The sequence below is a fragment of the Niastella yeongjuensis genome, assembly GCF_900110245.1.
Classification (GTDB): Bacteria; Bacteroidota; Bacteroidia; order Chitinophagales; family Chitinophagaceae; genus Niastella; species Niastella yeongjuensis.
The window spans coordinates 50,907-62,819 of the sequence record NZ_FOCZ01000019.1 but is presented as its reverse complement, the minus strand read 5'-3'; the positions used below and the strand labels follow the sequence as shown (position 1 = coordinate 62,819).

9 protein-coding genes are annotated in these 11,913 nt (G+C 45.7%); all 9 read left to right on the top strand.

The genetic code is table 11. The features are described 5' to 3' along the window. Positions 1-97: 97 nt before the first annotated feature. A complete protein-coding gene (locus tag BMX95_RS31240; RefSeq protein ID WP_081200776.1) occupies positions 98-436 on the top strand; it encodes an FtsL-like putative cell division protein in 339 nt (112 codons plus the stop codon). A gap of 11 nt (positions 437-447) precedes the next feature. Next, complete coding sequence (locus BMX95_RS31235) at positions 448-2,571, top strand: penicillin-binding protein (RefSeq protein WP_081200777.1); 2,124 nt, start codon at positions 448-450, stop codon at positions 2,569-2,571. 13 nt (positions 2,572-2,584) lie between these two features. After that, complete coding sequence (locus BMX95_RS31230; protein WP_081200778.1) at positions 2,585-4,048, top strand: UDP-N-acetylmuramoyl-L-alanyl-D-glutamate--2,6-diaminopimelate ligase; 1,464 nt, start codon at positions 2,585-2,587, stop codon at positions 4,046-4,048. Positions 4,049-4,081: 33 nt separating this feature from the next. After that, positions 4,082-5,368, top strand: a complete 1,287-nt coding sequence (gene mraY, locus BMX95_RS31225) for a phospho-N-acetylmuramoyl-pentapeptide-transferase (RefSeq protein WP_081200779.1) — start codon at positions 4,082-4,084, stop codon at positions 5,366-5,368. Positions 5,369-5,603: 235 nt separating this feature from the next. Beyond that, the gene (gene murD, locus BMX95_RS31220) at positions 5,604-6,944 is read left to right on the top strand and encodes a UDP-N-acetylmuramoyl-L-alanine--D-glutamate ligase (RefSeq protein ID WP_165758943.1); all 1,341 of its coding nucleotides are present in this window, start codon (positions 5,604-5,606) and stop codon (positions 6,942-6,944) included. Positions 6,945-7,018: 74 nt separating this feature from the next. Further along, positions 7,019-8,488 carry an FtsW/RodA/SpoVE family cell cycle protein gene (locus BMX95_RS31215; protein WP_081200781.1) on the top strand — a complete coding sequence of 490 codons (1,470 nt, stop codon included), beginning with the start codon at positions 7,019-7,021 and terminating at the stop codon, positions 8,486-8,488. Between the two features lie 19 nt (positions 8,489-8,507). Beyond that, positions 8,508-9,662 carry an undecaprenyldiphospho-muramoylpentapeptide beta-N-acetylglucosaminyltransferase gene (gene murG, locus BMX95_RS31210; protein WP_081200782.1) on the top strand — a complete coding sequence of 385 codons (1,155 nt, stop codon included), beginning with the start codon at positions 8,508-8,510 and terminating at the stop codon, positions 9,660-9,662. A gap of 23 nt (positions 9,663-9,685) precedes the next feature. Further along, entirely contained in the window at positions 9,686-11,104 is a 1,419-nt protein-coding gene (gene murC, locus BMX95_RS31205; RefSeq protein WP_081200783.1) for a UDP-N-acetylmuramate--L-alanine ligase, read from the top strand. Between the two features lie 9 nt (positions 11,105-11,113). Beyond that, positions 11,114-11,887: a cell division protein FtsQ/DivIB gene (locus BMX95_RS31200; RefSeq protein ID WP_133053924.1), complete on the top strand. Its 774-nt coding sequence runs from the start codon at positions 11,114-11,116 to the stop codon at positions 11,885-11,887. Positions 11,888-11,913 lie beyond the last annotated feature (26 nt).

Here is an 11,913-nt window from a genome sequence, read left to right as displayed (position 1 = left end):
GGGTATTAGAAATTGCAATTTTAATTACGCCTCGTGAATTAAGCTTTCATTAGCGGTTAGACGGATAGCACCTGTCTGACCGCTATTTGATTAAAAAATGAGTGAAGAAAAAGAAATATCGCGTAGAAGAAGACAACGGAAGCGGTTGTTTGGATACAGGTGGATAGTGAAGAATTTACCCTATTTCCTGTTCCTGGCAGTACTGGCCATTGTGTACATCGCGAACGGACATTATGCAGACAATACCGTACGCAACATAAACAAAGTAAACCGCGACCTGAAGGAACTGCAATACGAATACAAGTTTTTGAAAAGTGAAGTGATGTTCCGTAGTAAACAAAGTGAAATGGCGAAGGCAGTAGAACCACTGGGATTGAAAGAATTGAGAGTGCCGCCGGCTGTGCTGGTTGATTCTACGGCGAAAAATGAAGAATAGAGAAACTAACCTTGGAAGTAAAAAAGGACATATTATGGCGGGTGTACGTGGCCTTTCTGGGCATCGTGGTATTCAGTTTGTTAATACTGGGCCGGGCCGTATACATTCAGCAGGTGCAGGGGCCTTACTGGCGTGAACAGGCAAAGGAACAACAACAGAAATTCGTAGAGATCGATGCACAACGCGGCACTATTTACAGCGAAGACGGCCGCATGCTTAGTACCTCTACACCATATTTCGATATCTATATTGACTTTGCAGCAGAAGGGTTGCGAGATAAAGGCGGAAAACGGTTCGACGATAACCTGGATTCATTATCGATTGGACTGGCAGCCATGTTTCCCGAAAAGAATATGGCATCGTGGCGTAAAGAATTGAAAACCGGTTACCGGAAAAAGAACCGGTACTATTTGTTAAAAAAGAACCTGACATTTCAGCAATATAAACAGTTACGAAGTTTGCCCCTGGTGCGCGAAGGAAAAAACAAAAGTGGTTTCATTGCTGATGTAAAAGATAAAAGACTGAACCCGTTTGGCCTGTTGGCAAACAGAACCATCGGGTTATCACGCGAATACATAGATAGTGGCGGCATCATGCGCAGTATGAATGTGGGGCTTGAGAAAACGTACGACGAACAACTGCGCGGTGAAAGTGGAAAACGTTTGATGAGAAAAATTGCGGCCGGCGTATTTGCACCTGTAGATGGCTCGGAAATTGAACCACAGAACGGGAGAGACATTATCACCACGCTGGATGTAAATATTCAGGACATTGCGGAGAATGCGTTGGAGAATGTGCTGGTTACAAATGAATGTGAATATGGCACTTGTGTAGTAATGGAAGTGGCAACAGGAAAAATAAAAGCCATTGCCAACCTGAGCAGGAGAGAAGATGGCAGTTATTGGGAGAACTTCAATTACGCCATTCAGGCATCGGAACCTGGTTCCACATTTAAACTGGCAACCATGTTGTCGCTGCTCGAAGATCAATTGATAACTTTGCAGCAACACATCGATCTCGAAGGCGGAAGCTGGAATGTGAATGGAAGAACGGTATACGATACAGAAGATCATGGAACAGACGCCACTATAAAACATGCATTTGAATTGAGTTCGAATGTAGGCATGGCGAAACTGGCAATGACCTATTATTCAAAAAGTCCGACCCGGTTTGTAAATCACATTAAGAAACTGCGATTCGATCAGCAAACAGGCATTGACCTGATGGGTGAATCGAAGCCGGTTGTAAAAACGCCCAAATCAAAATCATGGAGTTCAACTTCGTTGCCATGGATGAGTTTTGGATATGAAGTACTGGTAAGTCCTTTGCAGACATTGATGTTATATAATGCAGTGGCGAATGATGGCAAAATGATGAAACCTTACCTGGTAAATGCGGTAATGGAAAACGGGGCAAAGGTGAAGGAGAATCAGCCGGAAGTATTGGAAGAAGCTATTTGCAGCGAAAAAACATTGAAGCTCTTACGCGAATGCCTGGAAGGTGTTTGCACCGATGGAACCGCCGCCGAATTATTGAGAGGCGCGCCTTACAAAGCAGCCGGCAAAACCGGTACCGCTTTAATGGCCAACGGTGCCAACGGTTATAAAGACAAAATCTATCAGTCATCATTCGCCGGTTATTTTCCGGCCAGTCACCCGCAATACAGTTGCATAGTGGTGATCAAGAACAAACCTTTCGCTCCGGTATATTATGGCGCTAAAATTGCCGGACCGGTGTTTAAGGAGATCGCTGATAAGTTGTATGCACAACATGCAGATCAGGGAATAAGACAGGTGGCGCTGAAAAAAGACAGCAGTAATTATCAATATGCCGGTGCTACAGATGATATAAAAGAAGTGATGTCGACCCTGAAGATGAAATACCGCGATTCGGTTAAAACAGATGAATGGTCGCGGTTGTCGGTAGCGGCTGATCAATCGGTGTTGAGCAAAAGAGCGGTCGCCAACAATATAATGCCCGATATGCGGGGTATGGGTTTAAAAGATGCCCTGTTCCTGTTGGAGAACAGAAAATTAAAAGTGGTGTTTCATGGCCGGGGAAAAATAACCAGTCAGAGTATTGAACCGGGAACCTATGTAAGCACACATCAAACAGTAAATCTAGAATTGAATTAAATAAACAGATAACGTGACACTGCAGGACATATTATATAAAGTAAGCATTCGCTCGGTACATGGTAATACCAATATACCTGTGCGTGACCTGCAGCTGGATTCACGGAAGGTAAGTGAAGGATCGGTATTCATTGCAGTGAAGGGTTCGGCAACGGATGGTCACCAGTATATCGATCAGGTAATTATGCAGGGTGCCACCGGAATTATTTGTGAAACCATGCCGGCTGAGCTGAAAGAGGGAGTAACCTATGTGCAGGTAGAGAACAGTGCAGCAGCAGCAGGTTTTATGGCGCATAACTTTTACGGCCAGCCTTCAGAAAAGATTCAGCTGGTAGGCGTAACCGGCACCAACGGTAAAACCACCATTGCTACCTTATTATTCAAGCTCTTTACATCATTGGGATATAAGTGTGGATTGTTGAGCACGGTTCAAAACCATATAGGTAATGAAGTAGTGCAAGCCACCCATACCACACCGGATGCCATTACACTGAATGCTTTGCTGCAACAAATGGTGAACAGCGGCTGTACCCATGTATTTATGGAAACCAGCTCACATGCCATTCACCAGCATCGCATCAGCGGTTTAAAGTATGCCGGTGGTTTGTTCAGCAACATTACCCACGATCACCTGGATTATCACAAAACTTTTGATGAATACATCCGGGTAAAGAAATCGTTTTTCGACTCGCTGCCTTCGGATGCATTTGCGATCTCAAATGCCGACGACAAACGCGGTCAGGTAATGCTGCAAAACACACACGCACACAAATACCTGTACAGTTTGCGTACGATGGCCGAATTCAAAGGAAAGATCCTGGAAAACAGGCTTACCGGTTTGGTAATGACCATCAATGAACAGGAAGTACACTTCCGCCTGATTGGTGAGTTCAATGCCTACAACCTGCTGGCTGTATATGGTGCCGCTATTTGTTTGGGAGAAGATAAACAGGAAGTATTGCGGTGTTTGAGTGAGATCACCGGGGCAGAAGGCCGCTTTGATTATATCATTTCACCCAACCAGCATATAATCGGGATTGTAGATTATGCCCACACGCCCGATGCATTGCTGAATGTGTTGCAAACCATAAAAAAATTGCGCGAAGGGCACGAGCAGATCATTACGGTAGTGGGTTGTGGCGGCGATCGCGACAAAACCAAACGGCCGGTGATGGCAGAAGTGACCTGCGAGCACAGTGATAAGGTAGTGTTCACCTCCGATAATCCACGCAGCGAAGATCCAATGCAGATCCTGGCTGATATGGAAAACGGGTTGAACACGGCCGCCAAAAGAAAATATGTAACTGTGGTCGATCGCAAGGAAGCCATTAAACTGGCGGTGAGTTTGGCAAAACCAGGTGATATATTGTTGATAGCAGGCAAGGGCCACGAAAAATATCAGGAAATAAAAGGAGTGAAACATCCTTTTGACGACAAGCAGGTGATGCGCGAAATGTTTGAGCTGTATGAAAAATAGCGATGACGAGATCGTACACCTAAAAATACCAATATGCTGTACCATTTAATTGATTGGCTGAAGGCTTTGGGGGTTAAAATCCCGGGTAATGCACTGTTCCAGTTCATTACATCCCGGGTATTGCTGGCGGTTATTTTATCGCTGGTGATATCAGCAGTGTTTGGAAAAAAGTTCATCAATTACCTGCGTAAAAAACAGGTGGGCGAAACAGTACGTGACCTGGGCCTGGCAGGTGAGGCACAAAAAAAGGGAACCCCTACCATGGGTGGTTTCATTATCATCACTGCCATTCTGGTGCCCACGCTGTTGCTGGCCGATCTGAGCAAGGCATACATCCGGCTCATGCTTTTTGCAACCGTATGGCTGGGCCTGATAGGATTTATAGATGATTACCTGAAGCTGCGCGCCAAAAAGCTGGCCCAGCAACAAGGTATAGCATATAAAAAAGGCGATAAAGACGGATTGGCCGGCTGGTTTAAAGTGCTGGGCCAGGTAGTGTTAGGTTTTGTGGTAGGCATGGTGCTGTTGTTTAACGACAATACCAAAGCCTGGCGCGAGTTCACCGGTGATACGTTACCTGCCGATACAAGTACCGTAAAGATCCACCGGGTGCCCATCGATAACCGGGAGAAAATATTTGTAGAAGCAAACGAACCTATTACTACCATCCCGTTTGTAAAATCGCACGAGTTCAACTATTCAAAGTTGTTACCTGCCGGTTTACGTGGACTGACCTGGATCCTGTATGTGATCATCGTGATCTTTATAGTAACTGCGGTATCGAACGGCGCCAATATAACCGATGGTATAGATGGACTGGCAACGGGAACGAGTGCGATCATCGGGGCGTGTTTGGGCATCTTTGCCTATGCCAGTGGTAACATTCGCTTTGCGGAATATTTGAATATCATGTATATCCCCAATCTGGGTGAGCTGAGTATATTCATTGGTGCGTTGATCGGGGCGTGTGTAGGGTTCCTGTGGTACAATGCCTATCCGGCGCAGGTGTTTATGGGTGATACCGGAAGTTTGACACTGGGCGGTATCATTGCAGCACTGGCCATCATTGTGCGGAAAGAATTGTTGATCCCCATTTTTTGCGGGGTGTTCCTGGTGGAAGTGTTGAGCGTAAGTTTGCAGGTTTCCTATTTCAAATACACAAAACGGAAATATGGTGAGGGCAAACGCATCTTCCTGATGAGCCCGCTACACCACCACTACCAGAAACTGGGGTATCATGAGTCGAAGATCGTAACAAGGTTCTGGATTGTAACCATTCTGTGCATCGTGTTCGCGATAGTGACTTTGAAAGTAAGATAATAAAAAGCGTGATCGGTTAGCCGGTACCTTAAAAAACATAGCAAGTGAATTACTGAAAAACCATCACTCTGAATTTCCACTTAAGGAAAACCAATCATAGTAGTAGGTAGGAGTGTGGTAAGGCAGTATGAATTCAAACTAGCGAAGAACCCCCTTTAATCCGGTGTAATCCCGATTAATAATAAAGTTGTCTCTGACTGAAACGTCAAAGGCGTTAATGGAGTTAGTAATTACAATGAGTAAGCGTTTGGTAATACTTGGTGCCGGCGAAAGCGGCGTAGGCACTGCCATCCTTGGCAGGCAGAAAGGGTATGATGTTTTTGTATCAGACGGTGGACCAATAAAAGAGAAGTATAAAGAGGAGTTGAATAAGTATCAGATAGAGTGGGAAGCAAATCAACATACCGAAGAAAAGATCCTGAATGCAGATGAAGTGATGAAGAGTCCGGGCATTCCTGAAAAGAACGAGCTGGTAAAGAAGATCAGGAAAAAAGGAATACCGGTTATCAGTGAAATTGAATTTGCGTATCGCTACAAAGGCAACAGTAAGATCATTGGCATTACCGGTAGTAACGGAAAAACCACTACGACGTCGCTCATGTACCACATTTGCAAAACCGCAGGGTTGGATTGTGCGCTCGTAGGGAACATCGGATATTCATTTGCGAAACAGGTTGCTGAAGATCCAAAAGAATTGTATGTGGCCGAGATCAGCAGTTTTCAGTTAGATGATATCCAAACGTTCAGACCGGATGTAGCTATACTTACCAATATCTCAGAAGATCATTTGGATCGCTATGATTACCGGTTCGAAAATTATATACACAGTAAGTTCAGAATTGCGGAGAACCAAACAGCGCATGACTATTTCATTTACTGTGCCGATGACCCGGTGACCATGCAATACTTAGAGAAATATTCCATCAAATCTAACCCATTACCATTCAGTATGAGTAAAGAATTACCCCAGGGCGGCTTTATCAGGAACGGACAGATGACTGTTACAGTTGACGATGAGAAGATGCAGATGAATGTGAGTGATTTTACTTTAAAGGGCAAACACAACCAGAATAACACAATGGCAGCAGCTTTAGGTGGCGTAACGATGGGGATCCGCAAGGAGAAGATCCGCGTAGCCGTGCAAACGTTTGAGTCGCTGGCACACAGAATGGAGCCGGTGTCTACAGTGCGTGGTGTTGAATTTATCAACGACAGCAAAGCCACCAACGTGAACAGTACCTGGTTTGCGCTGGAAAGCATGGAACGTCCTACCATTCTTATACTGGGTGGTGTAGATAAAGGAAATGATTATTCAGTATTGTTAGACCTCGTTCGCGAAAAAGTAAAAGCGATCGTTTGTCTGGGTACTGATAATGGCAAAATACAGGAAGCTTTTAAAAACGATGTGCAGCTGATGGTAAACACCAGCAGTGCCGAGGAAGCGGTAAAAGCAGCATTTCATTTAGCCAGTCCCGGCGATACCGTGTTGTTGAGCCCGGCCTGCGCCAGCTTCGATCTGTTCAAGAACTATGAAGATCGCGGCGATCAGTTCAAACAGGCAGTTCGCGAGTTATGAATTGCAAGTAACGAAGGAGAGGGGTAAGTAGTAAGAAGTAAGTACACTGGAAAAGACATTCTGTTATATAGATAATGACGGGCGCAAACGACATATCGTTAAAAGGAGGAAATCTGCCTAACGGTAGAAGTGCAGCTGGCTTGCTAAGCAAAACCAGGGGTGATAAAGTGATCTGGGCAATAGTAGTGGTATTGGCCGTGGTATCAATGCTTGCAGTTTACAGCTCAACCGGCTTGCTGGCATACAAGTATAACCGCGGAAACACGGAGGTATACCTGTTTAAACAGGTGGTATTTACCGCTGTGGGCCTGGGCATCATTTATTTTTCGCACCGGGTTAATTATACACTGTGGAGCCGGGTAGCACGCATATTATTCATGGCATCTGTGCCATTATTGATCTATACATTATTCTTTGGTTTAAAACTGAATGAAGGTAGCCGCTGGATCCGGTTACCTATCATTAATTTAACCTTTCAAACTTCCGATCTCGCAAAGCTGTCGCTGTTCATGTTCCTGAGCCGGCTGCTGAGCAAGAAACAGGAAGTGATCAAAGATTTCAAAAAAGGATTTATTCCGGTGATCATACCGGTGGGCATCATTTGTGTATTGATTGCGCCCGCCAACCTGTCGACTGCATTACTGGTAGGAGCTACCAGTATGTTGTTGTTATTTATAGGCCGCGTAAGCACCAAACACCTGTTGATGACCATTGGGGTAGCATTGATCCCGGTTGCCTTCCTGGTAATGCTGGCCATCGGGTTCTACGATAAAAAAGAAGAGAAGTGCGCCGAGCTGCCCTTCTTTTTACACATTGCACGCGTGCCCACCTGGATCAGTCGCGTGCAGAATTTTATTTACGACAGCAAACAGGTTGACAAAGACGAAAACTACCAGATAAACCAGTCGAAGATTGCCATAGCAAAAGGCGGATTGCTGGGATTGGGACCCGGTAACAGCCAAACGCGGAACTTTTTACCGCATCCGTATTCTGATTTCATTTTTGCGATCATCATTGAAGAATACGGACTGGCGGGAGGCGGTTTTTTGATCTTTATATATCTGCTCTTCCTATTGAGGAGTATAAAAATATTTAAAAAATGTCCTTATGCATTTGGGGCATTTCTGGCGTTGGGGCTAAGCTTTACGCTGGTGATCCAGGCACTGATCAATATGGCCGTAACCGTGAACCTGTTTCCGGTAACGGGGGTAACCTTACCATTGGTAAGTATGGGCGGAAGCTCCTTCCTGTTTACCTGTCTGGCCATCGGCATCATCCTGAGTGTGGCCCGTAATGTGGAGCAACTGGAGGCCCCCTCTAACTCCCCCGGTGGAGGAGAACAAGAGAAACCCTCCGCCAAAAAGCAAAAGGATGATATCGCAGAAGAAGAGGTGGAAGAAGAAGCACCGGTAGTCAAAAAGGCAAAATTGACAAAAAAGAAAGAAAAGGAGAAAGTGGAAACAACTGAGGAGAAGGCCGCAAAGCTGGCAGCGTTGAAACCGCTGACAGATATAGCAATGAATGATCTGAAGCAAGGTAAGTGAGCCTAAAAATAAATGTGCAATGAGCGAGTCGCAAAATAAAATATTAGGTAACCAGCCCCCCTCCTCTGGAGGGGTTGGGGGAGGCCACCGGATAATCATAGCAGGTGGTGGAACAGGCGGACATATTTTTCCCGCAGTAGCAATTGCACACGCATTGCGTAAACTGCAACCAGGCATCGACATCCTGTTTGTGGGCGCCAAAGGAAAAATGGAAATGGAAAAAGTGCCGCAGGCGGGGTATGCAATAAAAGGGCTTGACATTGCCGGTTTTAACAGAAGTTCTTTGATCAAAAATATCGGTCTGCCATTTAAACTGATAAAAAGTTTCTGGCAGGTTCGAAGCATCATAAAAGCGTTTCAACCTGATGCGGTGATTGGTGTGGGTGGTTATTCAAGTTTTCCGGTACTGCGGTATGCGCAGGCCCAGGGCATTGCCACCTTCATACATGAAGCCAATTCCTTCGCTGGTAAATCGAATATGCTGCTGGGCAAACAGGCCCGTAAAATATTTGTGGCCACCGATGGAATGGAAAAGTTCTTTCCCGCAGAAAAGATCATGGTCACGGGTAACCCGGTACGGCAGAACATTGTAACCAACAAGATCAGCCGTAGTGAGGGAATTCAGTTCTTTGGGTTGGAGCCGGCCAAGAAAACAGTTTTTGTTACGGGCGGTAGTTTAGGTGCCAAAGGCATTAACGAAGCGATTGATGCCGGCATTGGAGCCTTTTCACAAAACAATGTGCAGCTGATTTGGCAAACAGGCAAGCCGTATGCCGAAAAAGCCAGTGCCCTTGCAGCAGAAAACAAAAACATCTGGGCCAATAGTTTTATTACCCAAATGGAATATGCCTATGCGGCGGCAGATATAGTTGTATCAAGAGCGGGGGCCATGTCGGTAGCGGAATTATGTGTGGCCAAAAAGCCCGTGGTGTTTGTTCCCTTTCCATTTGCCGCAGAAGACCATCAAACGGCCAATGCGCAAAACCTGGTGAACAAACAGGCTGGTCTGATGATCAGGGACAGTGAGGCGAAGGAAAAGCTGGTTCCAACAGTGATTGCCCTGGCAAAAGACAACGATCAGCAACAAATGCTGCGGGAGAATATAGGGGAGTTGGCTGTTACCAATGCTGATGAAGTTGTAGCAAACGAAATTTTGAAAATAATAGGCGGCTGAAGTAAGAAGTACGAATTAAGACAATGATCGATATAAAAGACATAAATAAGGTTTACTTCCTGGGCATCGGTGGAATAGGAATGAGCGCATTAGCCCGCTATTTCAGGTTTCATGGCAAAGAAGTAAGTGGGTACGATAAAACCGAAACGCCGCTTACCAAACAATTGGTGAGTGAAGGCATTCCGGTGCATTATGACGATAACCTGGAGCTGGCGCCAAAAGATGCACAATTAGTAGTGTATACACCGGCGGTACCCAAGGGACATACCGAGTTTATGTACTACCAGCAAAACAACTATCCGTTGTTAAAACGGAGTGAAGTGCTGGGCGCAATAACAAGAAGTTCCTTTAATATCTGTGTGGCAGGCACGCATGGCAAAACAACCATCACTACCATGGTGGCGCACATTCTGCGCCACAGCGAATATGGTTGCAATGCGTTTTTAGGGGGCATTGCCGTGAATTACAACAGTAACTACTGGAGTAATGAACGTGATACCTGTGTGGTTGAAGCCGATGAATACGATCGCAGCTTTTTACGGTTAACCCCCGATGTAGCGGTGATCAGTGCCATGGACCCCGACCACCTTGACATTTACGGCACTACAGCCGCCATGGAAGAAGCGTTCGTTGAATTTGCCGGTAAAATAAAACCCGGTGGTTTGCTGATCAGCAAATATGGTTTGCCAAGAGGGAACGACCTGAAAGCACCAAACCAGCTTACCTATCATTTGCAGAATACCCAGGCAGATATTTATGCCAGTAATATTCAAATGAACCATGGTACTTATGTATTTGATGTACAGGTAAAAGACTGGAAGCTGACAAACGTGGTGTTGAATATGGGCGGATTGCACAATATAGAGAATGTGATCGCAGCCATTGCCATCGCCCACCACCTGGGGATAGCAGATGAAAAGATCAAAGCGGCAGTGGAAGCATTCCGGGGAGTAAGAAGAAGATTTGAATATATTCTCAAATCATCAACACCTCTCCGCCAGCTGGCGGAGGAGGTCGGGAAGGGGCCAATTGTATTTGTAGATGATTATGCCCATCACCCCGAAGAGTTGCGCGCATTGATAACCGGGGCAAAGGGACTGTTTGGGAATATGAAATGCACCGTGTTGTTTCAACCACACCTGTTCACCCGAACCAGAGACCTGGCTGCCGAGTTTGCCGAAGTGCTGGATATGGCCGATGAAGTAGTACTGTTGCCTATTTACCCGGCCAGGGAATTACCGATAGCGGGTGTAACCAGCAACACGATACTGGATAAAATGAAAAATGATCATAAACAGGTGTTGAATAAAGAGCAGTTGTTACAGTGGGTGAAAGACAAAGCGGCAACAATAACCGGGGAAGGCTGGTTATTGATAACCGCCGGCGCTGGCGATATAGATACACTGGTGCAACCCATTAAGCAGATCATTGAAACGATATAATTGACAAAGGTGAAAAAGAAACGCGCTTTCAAAAAACCGATACTGGCAATCTTCTGGCTGTTAATAGCAGCTGGTACTATAGTATTGCTGGCAGCGGCCATGAAAGCGCAGAGCAATAAGACCTGTAAAGGGCAGGAGATCCGCATCGAGGGCAAAGCCAATGAATGGTTCCTCGATAAAAAAGACATCACCACCTTACTAACCAGCCAGGGCAGCATCAAGGGCCGGTCTATAAAAAGCTTCGACCTGCGCCGGATGGAAAACCAGTTGAAGCGTAATGTGTGGGTGAAAGATGCAGAATTGTTCTTTGATAACGGCCGGGTATTGCAGGTGCGTGTAGAAGAGCGCGTACCCGTTGCCAGGGTATTTACGGCTGAAGGCAATAGCTTTTATATCGATAGCAGTGGCGCAAAGCTGCCGCTGTCAGAAAAGTTCTCGGCCCGTTTGCCCGTGGTTACCGGCTTTCCATCAGAAAAAGATAAACTAACCGGAGCAGATAGTGCGATGATGCGGGATATAATCAATATCAGCAATTACCTGTTACACGATGAATTCTGGATGGCACAGGTTTCGCAGATAGACATCCAACCCGATCGCACATTTGACATGATCCCCGTTGTAGGCAACCATATCATTGAATTTGGAGATGGTACCGATTACGAGAAAAAGTTTAAGCGGTTGCTGTTGTTTTACCAGCAGGTGTTGAGCAAAACAGGCATGGATGTTTACCAAAGGCTGAATGTACGATACGCACGACAGGTGATTGGGGTGAAGGGAACATAAGAAGAAAGAGGTTACAGTAATAAGAA

What these genes read in the sequence shown, in the direction of transcription:
- BMX95_RS31240 (WP_081200776.1), top strand. Translation starts at nt 98, where the DNA reads ATGAGTGAAGAAAAAGAAATATCGCGTAGAAGAAGACAACGGAAGCGG.
- mraY (WP_081200779.1), top strand. Translation starts at nt 4,082, where the DNA reads ATGCTGTACCATTTAATTGATTGGCTGAAGGCTTTGGGGGTTAAAATC.
- murD (WP_165758943.1), top strand. Translation starts at nt 5,604, where the DNA reads ATGAGTAAGCGTTTGGTAATACTTGGTGCCGGCGAAAGCGGCGTAGGC.
- BMX95_RS31215 (WP_081200781.1), top strand. Translation starts at nt 7,019, where the DNA reads ATGACGGGCGCAAACGACATATCGTTAAAAGGAGGAAATCTGCCTAAC.
- murG (WP_081200782.1), top strand. Translation starts at nt 8,508, where the DNA reads ATGAGCGAGTCGCAAAATAAAATATTAGGTAACCAGCCCCCCTCCTCT.
- murC (WP_081200783.1), top strand. Translation starts at nt 9,686, where the DNA reads ATGATCGATATAAAAGACATAAATAAGGTTTACTTCCTGGGCATCGGT.